Origin of the sequence: Bradyrhizobium sp. CSS354 (genome assembly GCF_029051725.1) — a bacterium.
Lineage (GTDB): Bacteria > Pseudomonadota > Alphaproteobacteria > Rhizobiales > Xanthobacteraceae > Bradyrhizobium.
Genome location: NZ_JAACFU010000008.1, coordinates 366,325 through 392,324 on the forward strand (window position 1 = coordinate 366,325; position 26,000 = coordinate 392,324).

Below are 26,000 nucleotides of genomic sequence, written 5' to 3' on the forward strand. Positions count from 1 at the left end.
TACTTTATTTCTTCGCGTAGCTCACGCCCATGCCGGCACGGACATCGCTTTGAATACCATAGGGCGGGATCGGATAACGCAGGCCGTTCTTCGCCAACGCCTTCATGCCCACAACCGCCTTCGCGAGATGTTCCGGCTTCAGGGCCATCAGCATCTCCTCGTCCGGCACGCCGCCATAGCGCCGTTCGGCATAGCATGGCAAGGACAGGCTGGGCTCACCGCTCTTGAGCGCCCTGCCCCAGGAATCGGCGCAAGCGGTCTCGCCGACCACGCCCCATTCGAACTTCTTGTAGCCGGTATATTGCAGCCCGTTGATCAGGATGATCATCTGCCCCGGCGTCGCATAGACGAGACAAATGTCCGGCGGATCGAGCCGGCCGCTCGCCAGCGGACTGACCGCGAGCGCCTGATATTGCCCGAACGGAACCACGTCCAGCGCCTCCTGGCGCTTGCGTGCGTCCTCCGCCGTGCCGTGCCAGACCCCGACATAGTTTTCGCCGGCGAGCCATTTCTCGTCCTGCGGTGCAAGGCCGATCACCGCGCGGCATTGCGCGCCGACGAGATCGTCGGCGGTGATGCCCACGGTCCAGCCCAGACGCGCCGCCATGCTGACGATCTGGTCGGTGGTGTGGACCGCGGTCGGCCGCCGGATTTTCGGGATTGCCTCCATGTCCGCGGTACGCGCGAACAGCTTCATGCCGATCACCGTGGTCTTCAGCCGCAACAGGCCGTTGAGATCGGCGACGAGGCCGGCAAGATCGATGCGGTCTGCACTCTGCTGTTGCATGGCGTCCTCCCGGCCGGCAGTCGCGCGCCGGCGCTGTTATTGTTTCTTGAACGGTTCTAGTCCTTCGCCGGCCCCGGGAGCAACTCGCCGGTCCGGCCCATCAGGCGGTAGGCGACGAGCCCGATCCATTCGCGCACGGCGACCTCGGTTCGGCGGAGCCCGTCCGTGGCGACATTGGTGAAAGAGAGAAGATCGTCACGCCCGCCCATTCGCCAGTCCACGGGATAGGCTTCGACGTCAAATCCCGCCTTGCGAAAGATCCCCATCGAACGCGGCATGTGAAAGGCAGAGGTGACCAGGAGCCAGCGTTCGCCCGGTTTGGGCGCCACCAATTGTTTGGTGAAGATGGCGTTCTCGTAGGTGTTGCGAGAGTCCCGCTCGAGGATCAGGCGCTGCTTCGCGATACCCAGGTTCTCCAGGATCGGCGCGGAGTAGTCCGCCTCCCGGGAGTCCGTCGAAACCAGGTTCGCGGTGCCCCCGGTGAAAACAATACGCGTGTTCGGATAGCGGCGCGCGAGCTCAGCCGGCGCAAACAGGCGACCGGCCGCGTGCGCGACGACCGGCGTGCGGTGCGCCGCCGACAGATCGGTGTCGACGGAGCCGCCGAGCACGATGATGCCGTCGGGCGCACCGCGCGACGGATCCCACGGCGCAAAACGCGACTCCAGCGGATAGAGCAAAAGGTTGCCGAGCGGCGAGAACGCGGCGAGCGCCAGCAGGATCAGCGTGGCCGCGGCGAGCTTGCGGCCGAATGCGGCAAAGCGCGTCGCCATCAGGACCACCGAGACGATTCCGAGCTCGATCATCAAGTTGATCGGCAGCACCGCGGTGCCGAGGGTCTTTGACAGGAGAAAAAGCAGGGGAGCCTCGCTGGAATGATCGTACCCGTTGCGCGCGGGCTTGACCCGCCCGTCGATCTTCAGAAAGCTTCTTGGAAGAGGATCGATTGCCTGGTCAAGCCCGGGCCTGTGAAACGGACGGACGCCACATGACCCATCACCACCTGCATTCCAGCCCCGAGACCTGCCATTGGGGCTTCTTCGAAGCTGCGCTCAAGCCCGTCCTCACCGTCGCGAGCGGCGACGAGGTCACGGTCGACACCATCAGCGGCGGCCCGGACATGCTGCCCGACCGCGACACATTTCACATTCCGCCCGAGATGTTCGAGGTTCATGCCAAGAACGAGCGCATGCTGCCCGGCCATATCCTCACTGGCCCGATAGCGGTCGAGGGCGCCGAGCCCGGCGACGTGCTCGCGGTCGAGATCCTCGACGTCCAGCTCCGGCAGGATTGGGGCTGGAACATGATCAAGCCGCTGTCCGGCACCCTGCCCGACGATTTCCACGAGACGCGCATCCTGAACATCCCGCTCGACCGGTCGCGGATGGTCGCCCGGATGCCCTGGGGGCTGGACCTGCCGCTCAAGCCGTTCTTCGGCGTGATGGGCGTTTCGCCGCCGCCGGCCTGGGGCCGCATCTCCTCGCTGGTCCCGCGCGCCATGGGCGGCAATCTTGACAACAAGGAGCTTGGCGCCGGCGCGACGCTGTACCTGCCGGTGTTCGTCCCGGGCGCGCTGTTCTCCTGCGGCGACGGCCACGGCGTGCAGGGCGACGGCGAGGTCTGCGTCACCGCGATCGAGACCGCACTCCAGGGCCGCTTTCGCCTGACGCTGCGCAAGGACCTCAGGCTCGATTATCCCCGCGGCGAGACGGCGACGCATTACATGACCATGGCGATGGACCCCGACCTCGACCAATGCGTGGTGCGGGCGCTACGCAACATGATCGTGCTGCTCGGCGAGAGGCGCAATTTGTCGCGCGAGGACGCCTATACGCTATGCAGCCTGGCGGCCGATCTGCGGGTGACCCAGACCGTCAACGGCTCCAAGGGCATCCATTGCATGATCGACAAGGCGATCGTGCACGGCTGAGCCGACCCGCCCACTCCTGACCTGTCGAGGCCACGCAGCCGCCGGCCTGTTCGCGCGGCGCGCCTCGTCATGCCTAATTTCCTTCGCGATTCCAACGGGCTGAACGAGCACCGCAGCCTGCGATTGACTTCTGCCTCCGAAGCTAAATAGAGTCTTAATCGTAACTTTTATGTACCTGCGTAAGAGGCTAGCGTTTAGGCATGGCCACCGAAAAAGCCGAGACTGACCGCATTCCCGTAACCTTGGCGCTCTCGACCATCACCTATCTGGAGAAGCTGGTGAGACAGGGCACCCACGGCACCAGCGTTCCCGGCGTCGCACGTACCTTGATCGAGGAAGGCATCCGTCTCGCCATCAAGGACGGGCTTTTGTCGATTCGCGACAATGGCAGGACGTGAGCGCGCGCCGAACGTGAGGCGGACGGATCTCGAGAAGCGGATGGCCGACATCTGCAACCTGGGACCGCGACAATGCCTGTTCTCTCACCGACTTCTTCTTCACAAACCTGGACCGACGAACGCATCGAACTGCTGAGGCAGCACTTCGAGGCCGGCCTCTCCTGCCGCGAGATCGCCGCCGACATCGGCGTCAGCCGCAATGCCGTGATCGGCAAGCTGTCTCGCCTCAATCTGACGCGCGGCCGGACCATCGACGACCGCAAGGTTCAGGACCGGGGCTCCGCGCCTTCGCGCACGTCGCGAACGGTGCCGCGGCTGCAATACGAAATGCTCGCCACGATCTACGGCGAGACCGGTGCGCCGATGGTCGCCGGTCCGATCGACGACGCCAATCGCTGCTCGCTGCTGGAGCTTGCCGAGAACCGCTGCCGCTGGCCGATATCCACACCTGGCGCGGACGATTTCTGCTTCTGCGGCAACTCCGCGCCCGACGGCCAGTCCTATTGCGCCGGCCACAGCCGCCTCGCCTACCGGCCGAATTCCCGCGCGCGCGTCATGCGCGGCTAGAGCCATGTCTTAGAGCCATGTCTTAGAGCCATGTCTTAGAGCCAAGTCTTAGAGCCAAGTCTTAGAGCTCATGTCCTCGAGCCATGTCCCAAAACGAAAAACCTCCGGCAGGGCATTGCCGGAGGTTCCTGGAGGTTTAGCATCAAGTCAGAGCCGCAACTTTCGTCATCGGCCGAGAGCTATATAGCTTAGTAACTCAGGTAAGTAAATAAATTTGGGGCCTGTCGAATCGCATGGCTCGTCTTCGTTGCCGGCACGGGCCATCTGATTTTCCGAAAGCGATCTTCGTAAAAAAGCCCCGGCGGTGTCCCGCCGGGGCTGCGTCATATCCGGAGACTCGAGTCCGAAGACCCAGGTAAGAAAACCCAAGGCTTACCAGTTGCGCTGGGCGCGAACCAGCAGGCTGTAAGTGTCCTGGTCCTTCAGCTCATAGGCCGCCGCGGGCTTGGCAACGCTCGTGAGCGCCGGCGTCGTGATCACGCCCGAGTACTTCTGGTCAAGGTGGCTGTAGGTGAAGTCAGCCGAGAAGGTCAGGTTCTTGACCGGGGTCCAGCGGGTGATGACACCGATCTGGCCGATGTTGAAGTCCGGGTTACAGGTACCGGTCAGGGTCGCGAACGCGGCGCTGCCGCAGATCATGCCCTTGGCCGTGCCGCTGTAGTTGACGGCAGCCCACGCACCATAGAGCGCCGAGTTCCAGTACGGGCTCCAGTTGTGGGTGTAGGCACCACGGAAGCCGTAGGTCTTGGTCAGCTCGAGGCCGCTGCCGGGTGCGAACACCGCGTCAGACACGCCGGCGAAGCCGATGCTCTGATACGCGCCGCCCGAACCGCCGAACATCGAGTAGTTGGTCGCTGCCAGCTCCTGGAAGTTGTAGCGGCTCGCGCCGTCGGTGTAGACGCCCGAGATGTTGATCACGTCGCCTGCACCGGTCGGGATGTTCTTGATCGACAGAGCCAGCTGGACGGCCCAGCCCCACTTGTCTTCAGGATGACCCGTGGCTTCGCTCGCGCCGTAATAGCCGACGTGGTTGTCGTGCGCCGCGACCGAGGCCTGGAACAGGCCCCAGGCCTGGTCGACGCGGAGCGTACCGACGAGATCGGGGGCGCGGGTGCCGCCGAGATCGTTGGAGCCGTAGGCACCGCCGAGGACGCCGGTGGTGGACATGCCGGCCGTATTCCACAGCGCGGTCTGGAACACCTGCGTCTGGTCCTGCGCCGAGACGATCGCCGTTATGCCTTGGCCCAGATCGGCGGTGTAGGTGAACTGGGCGACACCGTTGGTGGTGCCGCTGCCGCCGACGAGCTGGTCGAAGTTGTTGCCGGGATAGTTGATCCAGGGCGCGTCGAACTGCGACACCGCCTTACCCATGGTGAAGCCGGCGAACTGGATGAAGGCGTAGTAGACGCCGAGCGCGCCGCCCGAGATCCCCCCGTCGGTGCCGTTGACGGCGCCGCCGCTGGACCCGATCAGACCCGTGCCTGCGGCGTTGAGGCCGAGCGTGCTGCTGTACTGGGTGGCACCCGTTCCCGAACCGGCGCCGACATAGTTGCCGGTCGTCCAGGTGAAGACCGCATCGAAATAGGTGCGGACAACGCCGTACTCGGTCGCGGTGCGCGTGTCGATGTTGAGATCTTCACGAGCGCGCATCGAGTAATAGTTCGTCAGGCGGTTATTGGCCGCGAAGACGTTGTTGTACTGGGCGCTGTAGTTGCCGCCGGCATTGAGCGCCACTTCGGCACGCAGATAACCGCCCAGCTTGATGCAGGTGTCGCTGCCCGGGATGTAGTAGAAACCCGCACCGTAGAGCGAGCAGACCTTCACATACTCGACCGCCTTGGCCTTGACAGGAAGATCAGCCGCCTGAGCTCCACCGACGGCGATCAGACCCGCCGCAGTGCCGAGCAAAAGGCTCTTCACCACTTTCATATTAAAACCTCCAAGTTGCTCATTATACGAAGACCGGACCGTGAGGCCCCCCAGATCCCCGTCTTGCAAATCCGTTCGGCCGCTTTGCGCTTTCGGACACACCCGCTTTCGACGCGAGGGACGTGAGCGAACCAGCTGCAACGGGACGATCGAGACCCCCCCACCGTCACGAAGCAATATGCCTGCGCCGTTGACTAATCAAAATACCTTATTTAGTCAGCTTTGTGGTTTCGCTAAACCTGTACCCCATACGCAACACTCCGGCGAAGCGATCCGTGAGCAAATCATCTTTGTAGTTTGAGTGACAAAATTAGCCTGCTCTGCACTTGCGTCAGAGCAGGCTTGCGTGGACTATGGCTTGCACCACACCGGCCGCATACAAACCAGATCACGGGAGTGACGCTGTGTCAGCGACGAGGAAAGAAGGGGCGCGCCTCCGCCCCATCGGCAACCTGGATATCATCAGGCGCTTCACCTGGGAGATATCGTCGATCAACATGTATCTGGAGGAGCTGCGTCAGTTCTGGGCGAGAACGCTCGGCATCAGCGGCCCCCAATGGCTGATCCTGATGGCGATCTCCGACCTCGACAAGGACGACGGCATTCCAGTCAACGTCGTCTCAAAGCTCCTCCACGTCGACCCGTCGTTCGTCACGACCCAGTCCAAGCTGCTCGAGAAGAAGGGCCTGTTGCGCCGTCGCCCCTCGCCGACCGACGCAAGGGTGGTGCGGCTGTCCCTGACCGAGAAGACCCAGAAACACCTGGCGAGCCTCACCGAGCAGTACAAGACGATCAAGGAATTCGTCTTCCAGGAGTTCGACGAGAAAGAACTCACCGATTTCACCACCAAGCTCGCGATGTTGAAGACCCGCCTCGAAAAGGCCTGCGTCCGCCTGACTCTCGACTTCTGAGGCGACGTCCTTAGATGCGGCCCGCAACGCCGAGCCGGGATTCGAGCCAATCGAAAATGTATTCATTGGCAAGGCTTGGATTGTCCGCATGGGCCTGCGCCGCGCCGGTTTCGGCCGCCGTGAATACCTTCAACATCACATCCGAGCTGCCGAGCCGGGACGTCTGGACGATCTGACGCGCCCGATCGGCCTTGAGCCAGCCGTCCTCGCCGAGCGTGATCAGCACCGGACAGTCGGCGCTGGAGGCCATCAGCGGAGCATGCGGCACCGGAACGATGCTGACGTCGCTCATCGCGAATCGGCTGGCAAAGAAGGCCCGCTCGTGCAGGTCCCACAGGCCGCCATCGCAGACGGCGGCGGCAAGCCGCGGCTCCTGCAGCACCGCGCGGGCCACGAAAGAAGAGCCCCAGCCATCGGCGACGATCGCGACGCGCCCGAAATCGACGTCGCTGCACGTCTCCAAATAGTCCATGACGCACGGAATCGCACTCTCGAGATCCCGGCGCCGCAACAGCGCGTCGAGATAATCGTCGCGCTGGTCGCCGAACAGGTCCAGCGCCAGCAGCGAGAAGCCGCGCTCGCGCGCATGCGGCGCGAGCTTGAACAGAAACTCCTCCTTGCGGTGGCCGGGCTCGCCGATGCAGATCACGGTCGGAGCTCGCACGCGTCCCGATGGCGCGGGCAGGAAATAGCCCTGCAACGAATGTCCGTCGAGCCAGGGTATCGTCATGACTTCCCCGGCCGGATCGCGCGCGGCGAGGAAGCGGCGGGCACAATCCTGCATGGCGAGGACCGCGACCCAGCGGCGCTCGTCCGCCTGATCGAGTGGCATTGCGGCCGCACTATAGTAATTCATGGCGCGGAGCCAGTTGCGTTGCGCGGTCGCCCTGTGACCTTCCACGAACGCGGCCTCGGCACGAAGTCGATTGGCCTGCGCCAGATTCTTCCACTCGCGATGCCAGGATTGGTCTTCGCCCCGCTTCAGCTGCCGCGCGATCATCAGGCATTCCGCGATCGTGGCGCCGCCCTCCTGGGCGGCGGTGAGGAGCCGCGTGAATTCAGCGGAGATGTCCTCTCGCTCCGGGCAAAGGATCCAGTCGTCGGAGAGGCATGCGGGTATCATCGGGAGCTACGCTCTGGTCATCGCCTTACACATGATTGACTAAACTATTTTGGTTCCCTCACCAAGCTGCCGTGCGCCGAATGAGAGCCGTTCGAGATCACCATCGCTTGAACGCAGGGACGTATCGCATGCGTAACATTCCAATTGGTCATGAGTGGTCGACACTGGCGGGACACGCCGGCAGCGAACTGGCAAGAGGTGGCACTCGAAATTGCCTGCGCGCCTCTTGCCATGATGAGCATCATCCCTATATCGGCGCGCGCTCGGCGGCCGCCTCAGCCGAGCCGCCAGCCGACCTCCTGCGTAAAACTTTCGTAGAAGGATCTTTCGTAGGCCTGCTCCGGCGTAGCACGAACGCGCTCGTCAAGGCGTTTTGCGTCCTCGCCCACGAGAATGCGCCATTGCTCCGCCTTGACCCCGTCGAGGATGATCCTGGCGGCCTGCGCCGCCGTGGTCGGCGCATCCTCGAGGAAGCTGCGGGCGCGCTCAGTGAACACCGCCTGGATGTCTTCGTCCGACATCTTGTCGGCGTCCGGCACGCCGGCCGCGACCATGCGCTTGCGGGTCAGCGCGACCTCCTCGGCATTGAGCCGCTCCGAACCGTCGGCGCTCTGCACCTTGCGCGAATTGGAGACGATCGAGGTGCCGATATGGCCGGGCATCACCACCGAGCATTTGACGTGCGGCGCGTGCAGGCGGAGGTCGTTGATCAGCGCTTCGGTAAATCCCTTCACCGCGAACTTGGCCGAGCTGTAGGCGGTGTGGGACTGGTTCATGCCGATCGAAGCCCAGAAGCCGTTGACGCTCGCGGTGTTGACGATGTGGGCCTCGTCCGCCGCGACCAGCATCGGCAGGAAGGTGCGGACGCCGAGATAGACGCCGCCCCAGCAGATGTTGAAAGTGCGCTCCCACTGCTCGCGCGTGTTGGTGAACAGGCTGCCGCCGCCACCGATGCCGGCGTTGTTGAACAGAAGGTGGATCCGATCGGTCTTCTGCTGCTCGGCGAGTTCGTCGCGGAATCGCTTCAGATGATCCTCGATCGAGACGTCGGCGATGTGGGTCGTGACGCGCAGGCCCTGCGGCAACTTCTCGACCTCGCACAGCCGCTTGGTCTCGGCCATCGCGGCTTCCGAGACGTCGCACATCGCGACATTGCAGCCCTCGGCGACGAGCTGCCTCGCGAGCTCGCGTCCCATTCCCGTGCCGCCGCCGGTGATAACGGCGATCTTTCCTGCAAAATCCTTCATGGGACTTTCGGCCCCTCCCTTGTCGGTATGTTTCTTCCAGCTAGCGCCGCGCGCATCGGAGCGCGCGCAAAATGTAGCAGCGCCGCATCCGCAGGTAAAAGCGGATCGGCGCTGCCGTGCTCATCAGTAATTTCGGGACGTGGACTATTCGGCCGCCTCGACACGCCGCCCGTTCAACGCGCCGAGCCCGTCCAGTGCCTTGCGGATCGTCGCCTGCTGCGCGCTTGAGGCCTCCGGCATCGGCGCGCGCGGATAAGTCCTGGGCAGGCCCTGCAGCGTCTGCGCATAACGCGTGCAGGCCGGCAGATTGTCGGCGATGACAGCGTTCCACAGCGTCAGCAGCTTCTTGTGCAGGTCGAGCGCGCGCGGATGGTCACCCGCCTTCACCGCATCCCACAGGGCGACGGAGGCATGCGGCGCCGCGGTCAGGATCGCGGCGATCGAGCCATGGGCCCCCAAAGTGTAGGACGGATACATCAGGGCATCGACCGCGCTGTAGATCAGCTTGTCCGGCGCCATCATCATGAGGTCCGCGAACAGTTTCAGGTCGCCCGCGCTCTGCTTGACGCCGACCACCAGCGGCACCTCGGTCATGATCCGCGTCAGCAGCGCCGGCGAAAGGTACGACCACGGCACCACGTTGTAGATGATGATCGGCATGCCGGTCTCGTCCGCCATGGCGCGGAAGTGCGCCACCATCGCCTCGTCGTCCGGCTTGAACAGATAGTGCACCGGCGTGACCTGGAGGGCGGCGACATTCATGTCGCGCACCAGCTTGCCGCGGCGGATCGCATCGCGCGTGGAATCGACGATGATGCCGGCGATCACGGGAATGCGTCCCTTCACCGCCGCAACCGTCGCCTCCATCAGGTCGCGATATTCCTCGTGATCGAGCGTGTGCCCCTCGCCGGTCGAGCCGCCGGCCGCGACGCCATGCGCGCCGGCGCCGATCATCCAGTCGACCTGAGGCGCCACAAGTGTGTAGTCGATCTCGCCATCCTTGCGGAACGGCGTCGTCATCGGCGGGATCACGCCGGTCGGTCGTGCCTTCATGGTCTGCCCTCGCGTTTCCATATCCCTTGTGGCGCTCCCGCTCTTTTGGCGGGTGCCCACGGTCCTGCAAGCCTACCGGCTGCGCGCGGCCTGTGAAGCGCCACCGGCGCGGCGCTGCCCCCACAATCGATCATCCCTGCGACTCACCCCCGCCGGTTCCCCGTATTTGTCCGGCTTCGGTTATGGGCAATCTTTTTAGAATCCGAATCGTCAAATGGGGTCCGGACGCTGGGTCGAGCCGGCCAGGCCAGCGTGTTGTTTGCGTCACAGGCTCTGGCACTCCGCTTGCATCCTCTTCGTGGTCAGAAACTACCGATGAGGTGACTGGAATGTTCGTGACCGTCGTTGCCGTGCTCTGCCGGCTGAGTGCAGCCAGCTCAGGCAGTTGCATCGAGGAAATCGTGACCGACAGCAACATGACGCCCGAGATGTCGATGATGCAGTGTGCGATCGGCGCACAGGCCCCCCTGGCGAAATGGATGGGCGAGCATCCGATCTACCACGCCAACTGGCGGCTCGATCGCTACAAATGCGTTCCGGGTCGCTACGAGATCAAGGGCCACGCCTAAGGTCCCGCAAAACTACTGATACCAGGACGACGGACCAAGACTACCAACGAGGAAACGCCCCGGAGGCCGCATGGTCTTTCCGCGCGGGCATCGACAGCGCCAGACCCCATTGCGGCGGCGCGCTTTGTGACAACGATCACACCTTCCTCTTAAGCCACCGCTCGCAAAATGATCGCACGCGCGTGTCGCCCTTCCGGCGTCGGCATCAGCGCGTAATTGTGCGGCTGGTCGCGGAGCAGATGCAGTTCGACCGGCACACCCACCGCCCGCGCCCGCTCCGCGAGCTCGACGCTATCAGGGTAGAGCAGATCGCGCGTGCCCGAGAAGATCGTCATCGGCGCCAGCGCGCGGAAGGCGCCATTGAGCGGACTGACGAAGGGATGGCCGACATCGAACTCGCCGGCATAGAGGCGGCCCGCCTCGAGGATTCCCGGAATGTCCTGGATCGGATCGCGCGCCGCGATCGCGACCTGCTCCGGACGGCTGACCGACGCATCCGCCGCCGGCGAGATCAGCACCATCCGGTTCGGCTGCCGATGCCCGCGATCGCGCAGCCACTGGCATGCGGCGAGCGCGAGGCCTGCACCGGCCGAATTGCCGACCACCGTGACCTTTGCGGGCCCGGCATCCTCCAGCAACATCCGCAACAGCTCGGCCGTCGCCGGCACGACGTCCTTTGCGGTTGCGCGCGGTGCAAGCGGATAGATCGGCACGACGCAGCACACGCGCGCCCCACGCGTCATCTGGCCAACGAAGCGCCAATGCGCCGCCACGATCTCGTTGATGTAGCCGCCACCATGCAGGAACATGACGTAGTTGCAGCCCTCATGACCCGATGACGGCGCCGTGTAATAGACCGGCCACCCTCCCATCTTGGTCAGCGTCGCCTCGACACCGCGACCGAGCCCCGTCGGCTCAAACGAGGCCGGCTGCAACGCGAGCTTCTGCACATGCGCCCGCACCGCCTCGGCGGACGCCAGCTGCTCCTTATACGGAAGCTGCCGCAGCAGCAGGTTGAAGGCACGGCTTTGCAGGCTTGGTGCGGGATCGCGCCGGGCCGGCGTACCGAAAACGCAGCCGCCCGGACAGAACTGCAAGGCCGAGACAAGTCTTGCAACGCTCATGGCCACATCCCCATCTGGCTCTTTCGACACGGCGACAAAGAGGCTTGCCGACCCGCCACCATTTGCCGCTATAATGCGAGCATTCACTCGCTTTTCCTACTCGCATTCAGATCACAAGGCCGTGGCCCGCAAACCACCCACAAGCCCCCGGAAAAACGCCTCGCAGGAGCGCTCTCGCGCCACCGTCGACGCACTGGTCGAGGCAACTGCTCGCATTCTAGTCAAGGAAGGCTTTGAGAAAGCCAGCACCAACCGCATCGCTGACATCGCCGGCGTCAGCGTCGGCTCGCTCTATCAATATTTTCCCAGCAAGGAGGCGCTCGTCGCCGCCGTGATCGACCGCCACAACGAGGAGATCATGGGCATCGTGCGCGCGGCGCTCGCCGAGGTCGCCGACCTGCCGATCGAGAAAGCCGTGCGCAAGCTCGTCTCGGTCGCGATCGAAGCCCACCGCATCGACCCGAAATTGCACCGCGTCCTCGCCGAGCAGATCCCCCGCACCGGCCAGCTTAGGGATGTCGAAGCCTTCAACCGCGAAGTCCACACCCTCGTGCGCGCCTATCTCGAAAGCCGCCGCAAAGAGATGCGCAAGATCGACCCTGGCTTGGCCACCTTCATCTGCGTCAGCGCGATCGAAGCGGTCGCGCACAACACGGTGCTGAACCAGGCCGAGATGCTGTCGGAGAAGACGGTGAAGACGCTGGTGGACGAGACGACAAGGATGGTGGTGGGGTATTTGAGGTAGGTGGCTTCTCCAAAGGGTATCAAACGGCAAATTTCCGGCTCCGCCGTTAGCCTCCGGCGGCGAATTTGTCAGCGGCAAATTTCAGAATCTTTGTCAGGTTGCGTCTCGTTTCATCGTCAAACGGATTAACCGCTTGAGGATTTGCGCAAAGCTCGGCCAAGTACCAACCTATCTCCTTCTTCGACGGCTTTGGATTCCCGACAGCAACTCCAATGGCCTTCTTCGTATTTTCAGACAGCATTGTCTCTAAACGCCCGCCCTCAAACTTCGCATCGACCTTGGCGAGTGTCACCACTCTGTCTGATAACAACCACTCGTTCCGATATCGCCGCTCACGTAGTAGGACAGGGCCTCGAGGATCGTCGTCTTCCCGCTCTCATTCAAACCTATGAGCGTTACAATCGGCGAGCTTACGCGCTTGTCGAGTTTAATCTCGACGTCTGTGGCACCTTTAGAATTTCGGATGCGAAACGAATGAATTTTTGCCAAGGATTGATCTCTCTGCGTCGGCTAAGCCCGACATGCACCCGTAACGTGCAGGGAAAGTCAATACTACCGAAGTCTCTGTTCGCGCCAGTCCACGACCCGACCGTGCCTACTGAGAAGGTCACGCCGAACCCTTGTGAACGCGAGGACGTGAATGGTGACGGGGTGAGATAAGTGGAACGATGTCCGGGTCTTGGACGCTACTGCTGGCCGGGCGGAGAGGTCGCCCCCATTCCACATGCTCGCAAGATGACATCGTGCCCCTGTTTTGCCCGACACGTCAAAACGCTTCGGAAAAACATAACACCGCCAATAGCTTCGCTACTGTGCATGGGGTTGTTTTCGGCATTTTGATTGACCGGCCACCAAAGCAGCCGCCCGCGACTGATCGCGGCCCATGCGTCACCGGCGGCAGCTGGCTCCGCGCCGCCCCTCGTTCCACCCGACAGATGCTTTTGAAAAAATGGTCGGAGCGAGAGGATTTGAACCTCCGACCCCTAGTCTCCCAGTTATAAGCGGCCTGTTTTATAGCCACTTACGCTGTTGGACGAAGTGCAAAAAACCACTGTAAATCAAACACCATCCAACCAATGACCACTTGCCTTTTTCGGGCCGATAGCCAGACTGCTGGCTACAGGGTGGCTATAATTGGTGGGGCATGGCGACGATCAAGATTACAACCGAGAGCGTGGCGGCGCTTACGAAGTCGGCAGTTCCGAACAAAACGACCTTTTACTTCGACAATGAACTGGCGGGCTTCGGGCTGTACCGCACGACTACCGGCACCGGTACCTACTTCGCCGAATTCCGCCCTGTGGCCGGCGGTTCAAAGAAGCGGCTGAAGCTCGGCCGGGTCGGCACCCTCAAGGCCAATGAGGCCCGCGAGGCGGCCCGTAGGGCGATTGCAAACGCCGCGCTGGGGAAAGACCTAGCTCAAAATCGAAGCGACGAGCGGGCAAGTCTGACGGTTGAGGAGCTGGTCTCGAAATACATCGAGGAATACGTCGCGGAGCACAAAAAAGCGTCCACCGCCGGCCTCTACCGCATGCTGCTCAAGAAGCATGTCAAGCCGCGCCTGGGCTCCATCAAGGCCACCTCGCTGACGCGGGTTGATGTACAGCGCGCGCATGCCCTGATGACGCGCGAGGCCCGCATTTCGGCGAACCGCGCCATCAAGCTGCTGTCGGCTGCCTACGGTTGGGGCTCGCGTCATGGTCACGTGCAGGAAGGCATGAACCCGGCCTCAGGCACCAAGCTAAACGAGGAAGAGGGTCGCGAGCGCTTCCTGACTACAGTCGAGATGCTGGCTATCGGCAACGCCATGATTGAGGCCGAGACCATCGGCCTGCCGGTGGATGCGGGCACAACGAAGCACGCGCCAAAGGGGCAGCTTGTCGTCATGAGTCCATACGCTACTGCGGCAATCCGGCTTCTTATGCTCACCGGCGCTCGCCTGCGGGAAATACTTAACGTGCGGTGGTCGGAGGTTGATCTTGAGCGGGGTGTTCTACGGCTGCCGGATTCGAAGACCGGAAAAAAGACGGTGTTCTTGCCGACAGCTGCCGTCGACATAATCAAGGGGCTAACGAAGCTTGGGAGCTACATGATTGCTGGCGAGTCGGCCGGCACGAAGCACGAAAAGCCCCGCTCAGATCTGAAGCGGCCGTGGGCCGCGATTTGTAAGCGCGCGGGCGTGAGCGGCGTTCGAATCCACGATCTGCGGCACACCTTTGCCTCCACGGGAGTCGGCGACCAGATGGGCTTGCCTGTCATCGGCACCCTGCTCGGCCACGCCGACCCGAGTACTACGCAGCGGTATGCCCATCTGGCAGACGAGGCGGCACGGCGCGCGGTTGAGGCTATTGGAGGCAAGATCGCCGCGGCGATGACCGGGAAGTAGCTCGCCCGGCCTTGGCAGCGGAGAAGCCGCAAAACGCGCAGCCATAACGAAAAAGCCCCGGCGATGCCGGGGCCTTGACGCTTGATCGTGAGATCAGATCAGTACCTGACGCCCGCACCAGTCCAGTTGAAGCGGTAGACCAGCGAGGTGGAGACCGTCTGGTTCCAGCTGTTGGCGCGGATGCTGTTGCCGGTCGGGAGGTTGCTGCCGTCGATCAATTCATCCTGCGTCTTGGCGTTGTAGAAGGCCGAACGATACTCGGTCTTCATGAACCAGCCGGGCGAAGAGATGCCGAAGAAGTTCAAGCTGTTCTCGACGCCGCCGCCGATGAACCAGCCGTTGCGGTTGTAGCTGTTGAGGTGGGCACCGACCGGGACGCCAGCGAGGTCAGTGAAGTTGGTCTGGCCGAAGTGGGCGCCCGAGTAACCGCCGTTGACGTAGGTGAGAACGTTCGGAGCGGCCAGCCAGCCGAGGCGAACACCAGCGGCCCAAGAGTCTTCCAGCTTCTGGTTGCCGGTGATGCCGAAGATCGGATCCTGGATCGTGGAGCGGATGCTGCCGAACTGACCGTCGGCGAACACGCCGGCAACCCAGGTGCCGCTGAACTGCCAGTCGTAACCAAGGCCGACGGTGCCGAACCAGCCCGAACCACCCTGGCGCTGCGTGATCGTCAACGGCGTGCCGGTGGCCGTATCTACAACGCTCTGGTCAGCATTCGAGAGGCCGCCGCCGCCACCACCGAAGATGTAAAAGCCGGTCCAGTTGGCAACCGGAGCCGCCATCGGAGCCTTCACGTAGGGACGGGCGCCAAGGTCAGCGGCTGAGGCCGAACCGGTCATCGCCGCAATGGCGGCCAGCGCGAGCAAAGTCTTTTTCATCTTCATGTCCCCAAGTGGAAGCGGTCAATGTCTGATGGCGGCAATCTAGACTCACGGGCCGAAAATGCTGTAGCTCCGCGGCCACAGTAACGGACAAACGCTCCCGCAATGCTGACAGGCGATGAGGCAAATATAGCCGATTTGGTCCGCGACAATCCGGCGGCAATATCGGTCTATCTAACTGAAGAATTTGCAGAAAATGACCTACTGAAGGCGCAGAACGCGCTTAGCTTGGTCATGAAAGCCCAGAACGTCCAGATATTGGCGCGGGACGCGGGCATGCGGCGCGACGCGCTCTATAGGACGTTTGGAGGCCGAATCGACCCGCAGGTAAGCCGGGTCCTCAGACTGTTTAGCGCGATAAACGTAAAGGCCTGCGTTGTGCCTGTGTCCGGCAGTATTAGTCCAGACGGGGCCGCGGCTCGCCTGAGTGAGGCTTTCGCTTGCGAGAATCCGGCGGATGCCATTCGAGGACTCAGCAGCGTCGTGAAAGCGCAGAACGTGACCGCGCTTGCGCACAAACTCGGGATGTTGCGAACGAATGTCTACAAGACATTTGGCGGGAAAGTTGACCCGCAGCTAAGCCGGGTTTTTAACCTCTTCACCGCCTTACAGGTGAGATTCGTGATCGAGGCCATGCAGCCCAAGACCAGGGCTCCTCGTCCGAAACTTGGTCGTCCGCGAAAGATACCACATGCCTCCCGCGACTAGATCGCGCGCCTTGGAGACTGGGGAAAAGTTCAATGCCGCTGCTGCTCACAGCCGTAGGAACCTAGCATCACTGCCCTGCTTGCTGTCTTGCTAGCTCCCTCCTTCGTGCTGGCGGAGCGGCCCCGGCCTAATCTGTCCCACAACCCTCCAAGCTGGGACCGTCTCTCTCCGCGGCCTGCGGAGGAGCCACAGCGCGAATACAACCAAATATGATGCTTCAAGTTGCGCGTGAACCGAGACTCAGCTTTAAATGCATTTATTGCGACAAATTGCTTTCCCGAGGACCATCGTGAACAGCGAAGCCGGATGCACAGCTTGTAGTCAGCCTCGAGTACTAAAGGCCCTTTTCCCCACGACCAAAGGTTATGAGCTGAAGGTCTACGAATGCGCCAGCTGCGGCAGCGATCTCCGGCTTGTGACCAAAGTGTCTAAGTCATCTGGCTACAAGGGGCCGAAGGGAAGACTTCCTTTGAGTACGAGGTCGAAGACTATCGCGGCAGCGCTAAGGGGGGCCGCTCGTGCAACTGCTCCGAAGCTTAAGGGCCGCCCGCTAGCGTGAACCGGCGCTCTTGTCGTCCCCGCCTCAGCCGGCAGCCCCTCCATTGAGGTGCTGACGCAGTTTTCTGATGATCTCCCGCAGATCGTTCAGGTACTCCTTGACGCGTCGAGCCTCCTCCGATCGCGTGGGCTTGGGCCCAGGTGTTTCTTTAGCCGGGTGAGGCTCGTCAGGCGGTTTCATACCCGAGGGTCGCGGAGAACCGAGCGCGGCCGTTGAGATGCATCAAAGGCCCGCCCGTAATTTCCCGTGTCACGGTGCTCCTGTCGAATCGGCCTCTGGGAGTTCATGACGAAATAAAGCCCGGCTGGGGATCAGGACCCAGCCGGGCCTTGTTGAACACTGGGCTTATCTGGAGAAGGACAGTCCCAGCGATGGAGACGATGGATGGCTCGCCGGCGCCTTCCTTGATCCATGTCAACGATTGCCAAAAGCTGCTCCATTAGCGGCGCTTCCGCCTTTTCGTTCACAAATTGCTATTTTTCACAAGTTGCGGCATTTTACGCGCGCAACCTATTGATCTCGCGCACTGGTTGAGGTTCAGTGCGCCCCGTTGTTTTTTGGCCGGGGGGCTTTTCACATGCGTAGATTTGGCGTCGCGGCGCTTTGCGTCGTGCTGGGCGGCTGCGTATCTACTGGCGAGACCGTTTCTTTTCGAGCGTCAAATCCGCAGCAGCAGGCGCTTATGCGAGATGGGCAGCCAGCCCTGGTGTCTCGACAAAAGAACTCACTCGTTCTCGTTAAACCAGCTTCGCGCCAGCTCCAGGCGAACGGGAGACCTGTGTTCATCGTCGGCATCAACAATCTAAGCAAGCAGCCGGTCGACTTCCGCGTCGCGCAAGTAGAGGCTGTCCAGCACGCCGCGGGCTCTGACTTCGAAATGAAAGTCGTGACCTACGAGATGTTGGTGCAAGAGGAGCGAAATCGGCAGGTCGCAGCCGCCCTCCTCACAGGCTTGGCAGCAGGCGCCAATGCCTACAGCGCATCGCACGCGGGACATGGGAGCTACACCACTCCGAGCGGGCGCACTGGCACCTTCTACAGCCCGACCGCTGCAGCAATCGCGCAAAACAACGCAGCAGTGCAGAACGAGACCATGATTGCTGCAACGGTGGAAACTGGGCAGCGCAACATGGCCGTGCTCGAGCAGTCGGTCATCAAAGACAACACGCTAATGCCAGGTGAATGGTACGGAGGTCAACTTCATGTGGCGCCGCCAACCGATCAGGCCGGCGCACAGAAGAGCTACACCATCGTCATCACAGTAGGTACGGAACGACATGTCATCGACGTAGCGCAAGGGCCGCCAGGGGTTTGACCGCATCGCTGGAAACATCGTTTAGAACGGAGGATCAACTAACATGGCCGATGCTCAGGTCACGTGTATCAACAAGCAGCCTAGAGATAATCCCCATGAGGGCATCACTCACCTTGGCGGGTCTAACTGGAAATGGCCTAGATCGGAGGTCATTCGATCCATCGAGTCGGGATCAAACACTTTTTTCGCGATGGTTGATGGCAGGCGGGCTGACATCGGCGTAGTCGATGGCCCCAACGGCAAATACGTTCGAACGCACGCCGACGGCGATTATAACGACAACCTGCTGGCGCTCCGCGAGTGCCCGTAGCACTCAGGATTTCCCGGAACTAGAATCTCAGAAATTTGCGGGGCGACAATGAAGAACGCGATCATAGCCACTATGGGATTACTGGTGGTTTTAGCTCTGACCCAAGATGCGAGTGCACGCGGCGGGTCACACGGAGGTCGCGTTAGCTACGGCGGCGGACATCATACAAGCAGCCACGGGGGCAGCTTCGTTGGGAGTGGCTCTGGCTCATCTCATCGTGGTGGCACTTACGTGAACTCCAAAACCGGCAATCGCTACGGCACCCATCAATAGGAGCGCGCGCCCAGATGGCACTGCCGCGGATTGTGCAGAGTCGGTTGGGCAGATTCGCCATCGTTGCTGGTGGGACTGCTGTATTGGCCTCGCTGCTGTGGGCATGGTGGTCGTCCCCGCCTCCGTCTAGACACTTGTGTACCAAAGGAAAGACGAAACGATGTCGCACGACTACCGCTCGACCGAAGACTTGATGAGAATTGCTGCTGCGGGAGGTGGCTTTTCGATCAACGGGGCCCCGCGAAGTGTCCAGGACCTGATGAGGATCGCCGCCGCCGCGGGGGCGAAGGGATCTCGCGTAACCTTTACCGGGCTCGGCTTCATGACCGCCGAGGACCTCATGAGAATAGCGGCCGCCGGCAAGGGATGCGTGGAGTTCGCTTGAGGACCGTACCACCGCAGCGGGAAACCGTGTGAATTCGAAGCCACCACGGCTTTCGCGGTTGTGTCGCTCGGTGCCTGCCGGACCGATTGGTAGCCTTTGAACGGGGGACGTTTCCATCGCCACCTTTTTTAACGAGCATTTTGGGATTGATGCAGAGACGCTGGATAGTTATGGCGCCCTGAACATTTCCATCGTCAATGACCTTCCCTTATTTATTGATCCCTTCCTGCTGTTTAACAGCGAGAAGGATGACTACCGCGCCCTTCATGACGCGATAATTGACTACCTGGTTTTCCTTCGCGATCGATCCGCGAAGGGACCGGTCAGCGATGCCCTGCTGTCGAGCTGGTACTGTTTCGGCGAGGTGAAGCAGAATTGGCTCGGCCTCTCGATCAGTGGCAACGGCGGTACCGGGCTTGGAATGGATTTCGCTCGGGCCTTACACAGCAACCTGCACAACTTATTCTCAGATTTCGGCGAGGAAAAGGTCACGGAGGGAAGCCACTTGGAAAAGGTGTGCTTGATCTCCGATGGAGTCGGACGCGACAACATCAGCGATTTCACGACTAACCTAATTAAGGATTATCTGTGTCGATATACCGAGCAGTTCGCCGCGCAGCACCTGAAGCCAAGCGACGTCCGGCAGGTGGCGGTAGGAAAGACTCAATTCAAGTACGAGACGGAGACGTGGGAGCGGGCCACGTATGCTCGGCCTTGGGTTAATGATGATTTCGTCATCTTGACTCCAAAGGACATCCTGACCAGAGACGAAAATTGGATCAACAAGGGTGATCTAGTCGGCGATTTTCAGATGATTCCAACAGCCATTCCAGATTCACAGCTAGGGGCGCAGGTTGAGAACTATTTTTCCAAGATCCTTCACAAGCCTGGACGTAGGAAGCGCGGTCCCAGCGCCAAAGAGCGGTCGGAAGCCGCCAGAAGGACGCTGTTAGAATTCCCGCAGCTCATCGACTACTACATCAAGCTGAAGGAACAGCACGGCGACGAAGCAGCCGACCTTAGCGCCGAGAAGGTGCTCGCAACTGAATATATGTTCATCGGCAGGTCGCGGATATGCAGCACACGCTGCTTCGCGAGACTGACTTTTACGGAATCGGCGGCGGCGCCTATAAAGAGGCGCATGCGCGCGTCGGGTATCTAAAGGATGTAATCGAGAACAAGGGTGGACACCGGCTATTTTATCACCACGGGGCACCCGTTCAGCGAGAAAAAGACCTTCAGATCCTCTATCGCCTGGTCTGGTTCGGGACGCCTTCCGATGTTGGTACCGAAGCAAACGACGGCAGAGGACCGGTCGACTTCAAAATCTCACGAGGTGCCCACGACAAAACACTGGTCGAGATGAAGTTGGCAAAGAATACGCAGCTAGAGCGAAACCTTGAGAAGCAAGTCCCGATTTACCAAGCTGCAAGCGACGCCAAAAATGCAATCAAGGTGATACTTTACTTCAGCGTCGCCGAGCTACGGAAAGTGAATGCAATTTTGAAGAAGCTGGATCTGGTGGGCAATAAAGATATCGTTCTTATTGATGCCCGCGACGACAACAAACCATCGGGTTCTAAGGCTTAATTGGCCACGCTCCTACGGCAGTGACCGGCATGATTGAGGACGGAATTGATGGCGTCTTATCTTTGACCGAAGACGATGATAACCTGGAGGAGATTGCTGCGCGCTTCACCGGGGCGACGGGCCGACCTGTATGGCGCAACATGACCGAAATCCCGCGGTGATTGGTGTGCACAAAAAAGCCGACGCAGAACAAAAGATCAGGCATCTTGCGTTGGAGTGGATGCACGGAGCCGATTACCGCCCAAAGCCTGGCCACTACCCAAGCTTTGGCGCTTTCAAAACATGGCTGGAAAGCAAGCACTACAACCATTACCTTGAATTCAGATCGCGGAGTGATGCGCGTTCCGAGGCTGAGGGTTGGTTTGAAGCAGAAATCCGCGACTACTGGCGCAGCATGCGTTCGCGCGGCGTCGAATCCTAACGCCACACCATCCGCGGTTCTGCCTCCCCAACCCTATGCCGCGCGATCTCAGCACCGGAGGCGTCGATCACGATTACGACGGTGCCCGCATCGGGGTCATATTCGGGATCACTACCGATATCCCGAGCGACGCGGGCGCCGTACTGGACGGCTAGCTCAGCAGAGCTAAACATCTCGCCCACATCGTCCGCCTGTGTCTCGCCGTTGTGGAAAATCGGGAAGGAGTAACGTCGCATATTCGCGGCCCTCCTTCTTAAGCCGCAATCATGCCCACATGTCGGGAGGTCCGCACCTGTCAGAAACGACAGGGTCCTGCGAAGCGGATCATCGGGCGCCCTCCTCGCAGCTCCCGCCGCGTGTGTCGTCGTCGACCCGTAGCAACAACGCTCGACGTCTCGCGCTAGACAGCCTGGTAACACTCCCCGACCTTGTCCCGCGGGGCACTTGGCTGGCACCGACAACCTACCAGAGCCGACTCAATCGGCTTTGAACACCACGCCGATGCGAGTATCACTGGACCAAACGAGACGACAATCTCGGATGATACGGTCTCTTTCCAACATCATCTTGAATGTGGCACGCATGTGCAGCTTCGCCGGTAGCTCGATCCCAGCCCCGTCCTCCGAGATGTTGAAAACGCGGCAACGTTGGCTGCCGCCATCTCCAAAAATGTATGCGACCAAGTCGACGTCCGAACGATCGATCTTCCGGCGATCCGACATGATTACTTATCCTTGAGTTGACGCGGCTGTCTCGGGTCCTTCATTGGTGGAAACTATTTCAAGCAATCTAAACTGCCTCGCGATCCGCGTTGCCAAGCGCGACCGCTCTTTAGCCAGCTCTCTCTCATAGTCGGATACGTCGTGTCCGTCTCGCTTAAGGACCTCGATCAGGATAGTTTGGCTCTGAACATAGGTCACCTTGGCAGCGATCTCTCGCGTCAAAACAGCCAGCTCGTCATCATTAGCTGATGTCACGGCGATCTCCTTGGTCGGACGGATCACGCGCAGAAAGGCGCTATTTTGCATGCCCAATACTTACAGAGCGTTACGCGGGCACCCTGGACCGCCCTGTAGGCGCGTGGCCAGTTCGGCCCTGGTCGAGCAAGCTGGGTGCAAGCGCAACCTCGCGACGTTCACGCTCCAAACCTGGAACTCATCATTTACCAGCTTGCTATACGATGATGGTCCGCAGCGCTTCTGCTGGCGTGAAATCGATGTCCAACAATCGACAAGAGGTTCGCCCGTGGTCGCCTGAAGAAGAGGCGCAACTGCTTGCGCTACGCGACCAGGGTACGACTGCGACCGCGCTGGGCGAGCGTTTGGGTCGCAGTGGTCAGGCCGTGTACGGTCGGCTACAACCAAGCAGCGAGGCCGAACAAGCCGAAGGAGCGGACACGTCTTCGCGCAAGGGATTGGATAGCCGGGGGTCCTCCCCCCGTCACCTGGCGTGACTGACCGCAGCAACAACGCTCGACGCCTCCCGCTAGACCGCGGCGGCAACACTATCCACCCTGGGCCGAGCGAAAATCCAACTCGCGACTGCCGCCACGGTTCATTAACCATGGTCGGCCTATCATACTTTCCGGTGGGTTAAAGTTGAGTAGAGCGTATCGCGATGTTGTATTTGAGCGCCCTTAGCTACGCGGCTGTAACGATCATCATCTTGATGCAAACGGGTCTGGTTCGGTTGGGCTGAGAAACGTGAGGCGAGTTCTGCGGTGACCAGAAGCTTTCGGTGCAGGCTGCACTGAAACGGTCTGGGTCCTAGGCCGGATCGTGGCATCACGCAGGCGAAGGGAAATTACACGCGTTCAACGGTCGAGGGGATGGACCATGAAGCGACTAGTCGGACTCGTCGCGCTGCTGATTACGACCGGCGCCTTTGCTCAAACCGCTCCACCGAAAGCAGCCAAAAAGCCTTCGGTTAACGTCAAGCCGCAGCCGCCAATGGGCTGCAAACTGATCGGCGCCGTCAAAGGAACCAAGATTTGGGCGGGCGATTGCATCGCTCCGTCGCCCGCGGCAGAAATTCCCGCGCCAGCATCTCCGCCTGCTGAGCCAGGCGACGAGCGTCCGAAAGATAGGAAACCGTAATCATATCGGCGGGCTGAACGCCAAAGGGGAAATTGATGCGCCTACTCTCCTCGATCGAATTGCCGCATTGGCTCATGATCGCGGGGACTATTCTGGCCATACTGGGCGTCTTTGGTCTTGTGATTACTCGGAACAAGCATACCGCAGTTGATCCTGACACAGAGCCCCTCGCACCCACAGCCCAGACGCCCCCGCCGAGCCAGCTCGATTCTTCGCCTCATAAAGACGGCGACTGACTGTGCAACATCATGGCAAAGACCCTACGCCGTTCGCGCGAGAGACGGATCCGAACCGCGAGTTCGCTCGGCTTGATCATAGCCGGTCCGCTATATGGTTCTTTGGAACGCTGCCGATTTTCATCATCATCTATGTGATCTATGTGAAGATTGCGGCAATCTAACGTAGCGCGGTGATAGGATAAGTGCGCGGCTTGCGAACTCCGCGCTACGTTGTTAGACCGCGCCCTCAACATCGAAGGAGCGCCACGTTGGCCAAGAAAGCAAAGAAAACTATTCGCCGCGAGTGGACTAAGGCCGACATCAAGGAACTTAAAGCGCACTCAAAGGCGCGTACGCCTGTCATCAAAATATCCAAGGCGACCAAGCGAACCGAGGGCTCGCTGCGTCAGAAGGCGCTGTACTTGGGAATTGGTCTGGGCCATCAGCGATAACTGAAGGCTGGCTGTCATTCAGCTTGCAATATTGACCCCCTAAGCCGGGGGATCGGCGTCCAAAATTGGCTCTGACGCAACTTTGGTGCAGCCGTGGTCATATAACGCCGATCAGGCGGGCCTGAAGCAAGTCGAGCTTGGCGCGTCCGTACATTTGGCGCTTGACCAGCTTGAGCTTGGTGATCTGGCCCTCGGTCTGTCCGTTGGACCAAGACGTCGTGATCGCGGTGTTGACGGCAGCCTTGTCCTTGATGACACCGTTGGCAAAAGACGCGACGAGGCTTGCGCATGCTCGTTCCAGCCATGGGTCAAGATCTACGTGAGCCTTCGTGTGGATCATCGTATGGAAAGCGGTGATGACCTCTCGAGCTTCCACCAGGAGAGGAACGCCTTGTTCGATCGCCGCAATGGTGACCGTCTCTGACTTTGAGAGCGTATCGCGGCCGTTGGTCATCAGGCGGGCGATAGTTCTCGCGGACGGCACGCGCTGTAGGCTCCGAGGATCGGGCATTTCGGCACGCCGACGGCGTGTCGCCCATTCGGTAACGACCCGCATCGAGCCCCTAAATCCCTGCGCCTTGAGGCAACGCCACAGGTCGGCGCCGTTACAATGACCAGCAGCCCACTGAGCGTCGAGCCATGGCAGGTGGTGCTCGAGCGAGCTCTCGCGCACCCTGAACACATCGGATCGCTGACCTCTCAGTACCCTGCGGACGAGACCCCGACTATGTCCAGTGAGCCGTACGATCTCCTTTATGGAGACGCCCGTCTCAGCCTGTTTGAGGATTGCCGCGTTGGTGTCCTCACGCCGAAGATAGCCCTCATACTGGATGCGCTCGGCGGCGGTCAGCAAGTCGGGATTTATGGTGGCGGAGCCGACCGCGACGCGGACCTGGCGCATAGATTTGCGAACCGCATCGAGGAAGGCGTGGCTGGCGTTCTCCATGAGGTGCCAACGGTCGGCGACCTGGGTGGCCTGCGGGAGTGCCTTGGTCGCAGCAAGGGCGTAGCCGCCACCGCGGTCGCGCGCGACCACAGCGATCTGTGGTTGCCCCGCGAGCCAGGCTTGCGCAGTGGCTGGCTCTCTGTCGGGTAAGAGAGTGATTGGTCGTCGCCGCTCGAGGTCGCAGATGATTGTTCCGTACCGCTGATTGCGCCGCCAGGCCCAGTCGTCGATACCGATCACGCTCGGCGCAGCAATAGGCGGACAGCCCCGCCTTCGAACCACCCGAAGTAACGTATCGTTGCTCACGGGCAGCATAAGTCTACGGGCAAAACTCGCGGCCGGGCGGCCACCCAAGGCAAGCCCAAGGTGATGGACGACCAGATCGAGCCGGGCCGTTCGCCGCGCCCACGGCGCCAGAGCGCCGTCATCGAAACGCTCGGTGAAAATACGTCGACCGCACATAACAGTAACGCAGCGGAAGCGGCGCGCCACGATCACCAGGCGAACCGGCCGCCCCGCCAGCGGCAGATCGGTGAGGCGTCGCTGATATCGGCTATGGATCCGCCCAGAACTGGCTCCGCATCCAGGACAGAGGCTCGTCCCGCTCGTGGGACGGATGGTGATCACGGTCGCGGCGCCGTCACAGACGGCGCTCTCCATGTTAAACCCACGAGGGACCAGGGCCGACGGACGTAGGGCTCGCTGCATCATGTTGATTCCTTTGTGAAACCAACGCGAGCCGGCGCTTGAACTTCATCAAAAGTGAGTCAGAGCCAAAATTGGACGCCGATGAGGGGTCAAATTTGCAAACGATGACGTAATTGCGGTCGGCGCTCGTGGCAGACAACCTCCGTTATCGTTGAGCCCTCGCAATCAAATGATTCGAAGGAGCTCCCATGAAGCAGTACGTCGGGCTGGACGTCTCACAGAGAGAAACCGCTGTGTGCGTTGTCAACGAGACTGGTCAAGTAATCTTCGAAGGAAAAGCCAAGTCTAATCCTGGTGCCTTGACTGACCTGCTTAGCAAATATGCGCCTCATGCCGAGCGTATCGGCTTCGAGACCGGCGCGATGGCGA

30 protein-coding genes and 1 pseudogene are annotated in these 26,000 nt (G+C 61.0%); 17 read left to right on the forward strand and 14 right to left on the reverse strand.

Features of this window, described 5'->3' with window-relative positions; genetic code table 11:
• Nucleotides 1-4 precede the first annotated feature (4 nt).
• Together GWG67_RS22005 and GWG67_RS22010 are read right to left on the reverse strand one after the other, a co-directional pair.
• Entirely contained in the window at nucleotides 5-787 is a 783-nt protein-coding gene (locus tag GWG67_RS22005; protein ID WP_275171359.1) for a DUF169 domain-containing protein, read from the reverse strand.
• A gap of 56 nt (nucleotides 788-843) precedes the next feature.
• Complete coding sequence (locus GWG67_RS22010; RefSeq protein WP_275171360.1) at nucleotides 844-1,593, reverse strand: YdcF family protein; 750 nt, start codon at nucleotides 1,591-1,593, stop codon at nucleotides 844-846.
• 182 nt (nucleotides 1,594-1,775) lie between these two features.
• Between GWG67_RS22010 and GWG67_RS22015 the strand changes: the two genes are divergently transcribed.
• The 3 genes from GWG67_RS22015 to GWG67_RS22025 all read left to right on the forward strand — a co-directional run bounded on the left by GWG67_RS22015 (nucleotide 1,776) and on the right by GWG67_RS22025 (nucleotide 3,682).
• Nucleotides 1,776-2,717, forward strand: coding sequence for an acetamidase/formamidase family protein (locus tag GWG67_RS22015; RefSeq protein ID WP_275171361.1), 942 nt, complete (start codon nucleotides 1,776-1,778; stop codon nucleotides 2,715-2,717).
• Nucleotides 2,718-2,917: 200 nt separating this feature from the next.
• Nucleotides 2,918-3,115 (forward strand): hypothetical protein, encoded by a 198-nt coding sequence (locus tag GWG67_RS22020; RefSeq protein WP_007603456.1) that lies wholly within the window; start codon nucleotides 2,918-2,920, stop codon nucleotides 3,113-3,115.
• A gap of 72 nt (nucleotides 3,116-3,187) precedes the next feature.
• Nucleotides 3,188-3,682, forward strand: coding sequence for a GcrA family cell cycle regulator (locus tag GWG67_RS22025; protein WP_275171362.1), 495 nt, complete (start codon nucleotides 3,188-3,190; stop codon nucleotides 3,680-3,682).
• 372 nt (nucleotides 3,683-4,054) lie between these two features.
• Here the strand turns inward: GWG67_RS22025 and GWG67_RS22030 are convergent, their stop codons facing one another.
• A complete protein-coding gene (locus GWG67_RS22030) occupies nucleotides 4,055-5,611 on the reverse strand; it encodes a porin (RefSeq protein WP_275171363.1) in 1,557 nt (518 codons plus the stop codon).
• Between the two features lie 404 nt (nucleotides 5,612-6,015).
• Here GWG67_RS22030 and GWG67_RS22035 point away from each other — a divergent pair, with 404 nt between their 5' ends.
• Entirely contained in the window at nucleotides 6,016-6,522 is a 507-nt protein-coding gene (locus GWG67_RS22035) for a MarR family winged helix-turn-helix transcriptional regulator (RefSeq protein WP_275171364.1), read from the forward strand.
• A 10-nt stretch (nucleotides 6,523-6,532) separates the two neighbouring features.
• On the opposite strand, the gene GWG67_RS22040 is transcribed toward GWG67_RS22035, so the two are convergent.
• The 3 genes from GWG67_RS22040 to GWG67_RS22050 form a co-directional block, all read right to left on the reverse strand.
• Nucleotides 6,533-7,645 (reverse strand): S9 family peptidase, encoded by a 1,113-nt coding sequence (locus tag GWG67_RS22040; RefSeq protein WP_275171365.1) that lies wholly within the window; start codon nucleotides 7,643-7,645, stop codon nucleotides 6,533-6,535.
• A gap of 275 nt (nucleotides 7,646-7,920) precedes the next feature.
• Complete coding sequence (locus GWG67_RS22045) at nucleotides 7,921-8,892, reverse strand: SDR family oxidoreductase (RefSeq protein WP_275171366.1); 972 nt, start codon at nucleotides 8,890-8,892, stop codon at nucleotides 7,921-7,923.
• A gap of 144 nt (nucleotides 8,893-9,036) precedes the next feature.
• A complete protein-coding gene (locus GWG67_RS22050; protein WP_275171367.1) occupies nucleotides 9,037-9,945 on the reverse strand; it encodes a dihydrodipicolinate synthase family protein in 909 nt (302 codons plus the stop codon).
• A gap of 329 nt (nucleotides 9,946-10,274) precedes the next feature.
• On the opposite strand from GWG67_RS22050, the gene GWG67_RS22055 reads away from it, so the two are divergent.
• Nucleotides 10,275-10,514, forward strand: a complete 240-nt coding sequence (locus GWG67_RS22055; RefSeq protein WP_007603449.1) for a hypothetical protein — start codon at nucleotides 10,275-10,277, stop codon at nucleotides 10,512-10,514.
• A gap of 149 nt (nucleotides 10,515-10,663) precedes the next feature.
• On the opposite strand, the gene GWG67_RS22060 is transcribed toward GWG67_RS22055, so the two are convergent.
• The gene (locus GWG67_RS22060) at nucleotides 10,664-11,638 is read right to left on the reverse strand and encodes an alpha/beta fold hydrolase (protein WP_275171368.1); all 975 of its coding nucleotides are present in this window, start codon (nucleotides 11,636-11,638) and stop codon (nucleotides 10,664-10,666) included.
• A gap of 121 nt (nucleotides 11,639-11,759) precedes the next feature.
• On the opposite strand from GWG67_RS22060, the gene GWG67_RS22065 reads away from it, so the two are divergent.
• On the forward strand, nucleotides 11,760-12,383 hold the full coding sequence (locus tag GWG67_RS22065) for a TetR/AcrR family transcriptional regulator (RefSeq protein WP_275171369.1): 624 nt from the start codon (nucleotides 11,760-11,762) through the stop codon (nucleotides 12,381-12,383).
• A gap of 46 nt (nucleotides 12,384-12,429) precedes the next feature.
• Here the strand turns inward: GWG67_RS22065 and GWG67_RS22070 are convergent, their stop codons facing one another.
• On the reverse strand, nucleotides 12,430-12,675 hold the full coding sequence (locus GWG67_RS22070) for a hypothetical protein (protein WP_275171370.1): 246 nt from the start codon (nucleotides 12,673-12,675) through the stop codon (nucleotides 12,430-12,432).
• Entirely contained in the window at nucleotides 12,672-12,872 is a 201-nt protein-coding gene (locus GWG67_RS39110; protein ID WP_369335504.1) for an AAA family ATPase, read from the reverse strand. Before GWG67_RS39110 ends, GWG67_RS22070 begins: the two co-directional genes overlap by 4 nt.
• Before the next feature lie 655 nt (nucleotides 12,873-13,527).
• Between GWG67_RS39110 and GWG67_RS22075 the strand changes: the two genes are divergently transcribed.
• Nucleotides 13,528-14,769, forward strand: coding sequence for a site-specific integrase (locus tag GWG67_RS22075; protein WP_275171371.1), 1,242 nt, complete (start codon nucleotides 13,528-13,530; stop codon nucleotides 14,767-14,769).
• 98 nt (nucleotides 14,770-14,867) lie between these two features.
• On the opposite strand, the gene GWG67_RS22080 is transcribed toward GWG67_RS22075, so the two are convergent.
• A complete protein-coding gene (locus tag GWG67_RS22080) occupies nucleotides 14,868-15,647 on the reverse strand; it encodes an outer membrane protein (RefSeq protein WP_275171372.1) in 780 nt (259 codons plus the stop codon).
• A 108-nt stretch (nucleotides 15,648-15,755) separates the two neighbouring features.
• On the opposite strand from GWG67_RS22080, the gene GWG67_RS22085 reads away from it, so the two are divergent.
• From GWG67_RS22085 to GWG67_RS22115, 7 genes are all read left to right on the forward strand, one after another.
• Nucleotides 15,756-16,358, forward strand: a complete 603-nt coding sequence (locus GWG67_RS22085) for a transcriptional regulator (protein WP_275171373.1) — start codon at nucleotides 15,756-15,758, stop codon at nucleotides 16,356-16,358.
• A 1,136-nt stretch (nucleotides 16,359-17,494) separates the two neighbouring features.
• On the forward strand, nucleotides 17,495-18,232 hold the full coding sequence (locus GWG67_RS22090) for a hypothetical protein (RefSeq protein WP_275171374.1): 738 nt from the start codon (nucleotides 17,495-17,497) through the stop codon (nucleotides 18,230-18,232).
• A gap of 43 nt (nucleotides 18,233-18,275) precedes the next feature.
• Nucleotides 18,276-18,542: a DUF3892 domain-containing protein gene (locus GWG67_RS22095; RefSeq protein ID WP_275171375.1), complete on the forward strand. Its 267-nt coding sequence runs from the start codon at nucleotides 18,276-18,278 to the stop codon at nucleotides 18,540-18,542.
• Between the two features lie 433 nt (nucleotides 18,543-18,975).
• Nucleotides 18,976-19,200, forward strand: coding sequence for a hypothetical protein (locus GWG67_RS22100; RefSeq protein ID WP_247482938.1), 225 nt, complete (start codon nucleotides 18,976-18,978; stop codon nucleotides 19,198-19,200).
• Between the two features lie 364 nt (nucleotides 19,201-19,564).
• The gene (locus GWG67_RS22105) at nucleotides 19,565-20,362 is read left to right on the forward strand and encodes a hypothetical protein (RefSeq protein ID WP_275171376.1); all 798 of its coding nucleotides are present in this window, start codon (nucleotides 19,565-19,567) and stop codon (nucleotides 20,360-20,362) included.
• The gene (locus GWG67_RS22110) at nucleotides 20,275-20,790 is read left to right on the forward strand and encodes a hypothetical protein (RefSeq protein WP_275171377.1); all 516 of its coding nucleotides are present in this window, start codon (nucleotides 20,275-20,277) and stop codon (nucleotides 20,788-20,790) included. Before GWG67_RS22105 ends, GWG67_RS22110 begins: the two co-directional genes overlap by 88 nt.
• Nucleotides 20,791-20,920: 130 nt before the next feature.
• The gene (locus GWG67_RS22115; protein WP_275171378.1) at nucleotides 20,921-21,211 is read left to right on the forward strand and encodes a hypothetical protein; all 291 of its coding nucleotides are present in this window, start codon (nucleotides 20,921-20,923) and stop codon (nucleotides 21,209-21,211) included.
• Here GWG67_RS22115 and GWG67_RS22120 read toward each other — a convergent pair.
• The 3 genes from GWG67_RS22120 to GWG67_RS22130 form a co-directional block, all read right to left on the reverse strand.
• The gene (locus tag GWG67_RS22120) at nucleotides 21,208-21,447 is read right to left on the reverse strand and encodes a hypothetical protein (RefSeq protein WP_275171379.1); all 240 of its coding nucleotides are present in this window, start codon (nucleotides 21,445-21,447) and stop codon (nucleotides 21,208-21,210) included. The genes GWG67_RS22115 and GWG67_RS22120 overlap by 4 nt on opposite strands.
• 240 nt (nucleotides 21,448-21,687) lie before the next feature.
• A complete protein-coding gene (locus GWG67_RS22125) occupies nucleotides 21,688-21,933 on the reverse strand; it encodes a PilZ domain-containing protein (RefSeq protein ID WP_085362054.1) in 246 nt (81 codons plus the stop codon).
• Nucleotides 21,934-21,939: 6 nt separating this feature from the next.
• Entirely contained in the window at nucleotides 21,940-22,239 is a 300-nt protein-coding gene (locus GWG67_RS22130; RefSeq protein WP_275171380.1) for a hypothetical protein, read from the reverse strand.
• Nucleotides 22,240-23,046: 807 nt separating this feature from the next.
• On the opposite strand from GWG67_RS22130, the gene GWG67_RS22135 reads away from it, so the two are divergent.
• Together GWG67_RS22135 and GWG67_RS22140 are read left to right on the forward strand one after the other, a co-directional pair.
• A complete protein-coding gene (locus tag GWG67_RS22135; RefSeq protein ID WP_275171381.1) occupies nucleotides 23,047-23,307 on the forward strand; it encodes a hypothetical protein in 261 nt (86 codons plus the stop codon).
• 487 nt (nucleotides 23,308-23,794) lie between these two features.
• Entirely contained in the window at nucleotides 23,795-23,977 is a 183-nt protein-coding gene (locus GWG67_RS22140; protein ID WP_275171382.1) for a hypothetical protein, read from the forward strand.
• A 97-nt stretch (nucleotides 23,978-24,074) separates the two neighbouring features.
• Here GWG67_RS22140 and GWG67_RS22145 read toward each other — a convergent pair whose 3' ends face one another.
• Complete coding sequence (locus GWG67_RS22145) at nucleotides 24,075-25,631, reverse strand: ISL3 family transposase (RefSeq protein WP_275171396.1); 1,557 nt, start codon at nucleotides 25,629-25,631, stop codon at nucleotides 24,075-24,077.
• Between the two features lie 188 nt (nucleotides 25,632-25,819).
• Here GWG67_RS22145 and GWG67_RS22150 point away from each other — a divergent pair.
• Nucleotides 25,820-26,000, forward strand: a pseudogene (locus GWG67_RS22150) (IS110 family transposase); the annotation flags it as partial.

Excerpts from the sequence above, each read along its gene's own strand:
- GWG67_RS22005 (WP_275171359.1), bottom strand. The coding sequence starts at position 787 with ATGCAACAGCAGAGTGCAGACCGCATCGATCTTGCCGGCCTCGTCGCC.
- GWG67_RS22010 (WP_275171360.1), bottom strand. The coding sequence starts at position 1,593 with ATGATCGAGCTCGGAATCGTCTCGGTGGTCCTGATGGCGACGCGCTTT.
- GWG67_RS22015 (WP_275171361.1), top strand. The coding sequence starts at position 1,776 with ATGACCCATCACCACCTGCATTCCAGCCCCGAGACCTGCCATTGGGGC.
- GWG67_RS22020 (WP_007603456.1), top strand. The coding sequence starts at position 2,918 with ATGGCCACCGAAAAAGCCGAGACTGACCGCATTCCCGTAACCTTGGCG.
- GWG67_RS22025 (WP_275171362.1), top strand. The coding sequence starts at position 3,188 with ATGCCTGTTCTCTCACCGACTTCTTCTTCACAAACCTGGACCGACGAA.
- GWG67_RS22030 (WP_275171363.1), bottom strand. The coding sequence starts at position 5,611 with ATGAAAGTGGTGAAGAGCCTTTTGCTCGGCACTGCGGCGGGTCTGATC.
- GWG67_RS22040 (WP_275171365.1), bottom strand. The coding sequence starts at position 7,645 with ATGATACCCGCATGCCTCTCCGACGACTGGATCCTTTGCCCGGAGCGA.
- GWG67_RS22045 (WP_275171366.1), bottom strand. The coding sequence starts at position 8,892 with ATGAAGGATTTTGCAGGAAAGATCGCCGTTATCACCGGCGGCGGCACG.
- GWG67_RS22050 (WP_275171367.1), bottom strand. The coding sequence starts at position 9,945 with ATGAAGGCACGACCGACCGGCGTGATCCCGCCGATGACGACGCCGTTC.
- GWG67_RS22055 (WP_007603449.1), top strand. The coding sequence starts at position 10,275 with ATGTTCGTGACCGTCGTTGCCGTGCTCTGCCGGCTGAGTGCAGCCAGC.
- GWG67_RS22060 (WP_275171368.1), bottom strand. The coding sequence starts at position 11,638 with ATGAGCGTTGCAAGACTTGTCTCGGCCTTGCAGTTCTGTCCGGGCGGC.
- GWG67_RS22075 (WP_275171371.1), top strand. The coding sequence starts at position 13,528 with ATGGCGACGATCAAGATTACAACCGAGAGCGTGGCGGCGCTTACGAAG.
- GWG67_RS22080 (WP_275171372.1), bottom strand. The coding sequence starts at position 15,647 with ATGAAAAAGACTTTGCTCGCGCTGGCCGCCATTGCGGCGATGACCGGT.
- GWG67_RS22085 (WP_275171373.1), top strand. The coding sequence starts at position 15,756 with ATGCTGACAGGCGATGAGGCAAATATAGCCGATTTGGTCCGCGACAAT.
- GWG67_RS22090 (WP_275171374.1), top strand. The coding sequence starts at position 17,495 with ATGCGTAGATTTGGCGTCGCGGCGCTTTGCGTCGTGCTGGGCGGCTGC.
- GWG67_RS22095 (WP_275171375.1), top strand. The coding sequence starts at position 18,276 with ATGGCCGATGCTCAGGTCACGTGTATCAACAAGCAGCCTAGAGATAAT.
- GWG67_RS22100 (WP_247482938.1), top strand. The coding sequence starts at position 18,976 with ATGTCGCACGACTACCGCTCGACCGAAGACTTGATGAGAATTGCTGCT.
- GWG67_RS22110 (WP_275171377.1), top strand. The coding sequence starts at position 20,275 with ATGCAGCACACGCTGCTTCGCGAGACTGACTTTTACGGAATCGGCGGC.
- GWG67_RS22115 (WP_275171378.1), top strand. The coding sequence starts at position 20,921 with ATGGCGCAACATGACCGAAATCCCGCGGTGATTGGTGTGCACAAAAAA.
- GWG67_RS22120 (WP_275171379.1), bottom strand. The coding sequence starts at position 21,447 with ATGCGACGTTACTCCTTCCCGATTTTCCACAACGGCGAGACACAGGCG.
- GWG67_RS22125 (WP_085362054.1), bottom strand. The coding sequence starts at position 21,933 with ATGTCGGATCGCCGGAAGATCGATCGTTCGGACGTCGACTTGGTCGCA.
- GWG67_RS22130 (WP_275171380.1), bottom strand. The coding sequence starts at position 22,239 with ATGCAAAATAGCGCCTTTCTGCGCGTGATCCGTCCGACCAAGGAGATC.
- GWG67_RS22135 (WP_275171381.1), top strand. The coding sequence starts at position 23,047 with ATGAAGCGACTAGTCGGACTCGTCGCGCTGCTGATTACGACCGGCGCC.
- GWG67_RS22145 (WP_275171396.1), bottom strand. The coding sequence starts at position 25,631 with ATGCAGCGAGCCCTACGTCCGTCGGCCCTGGTCCCTCGTGGGTTTAAC.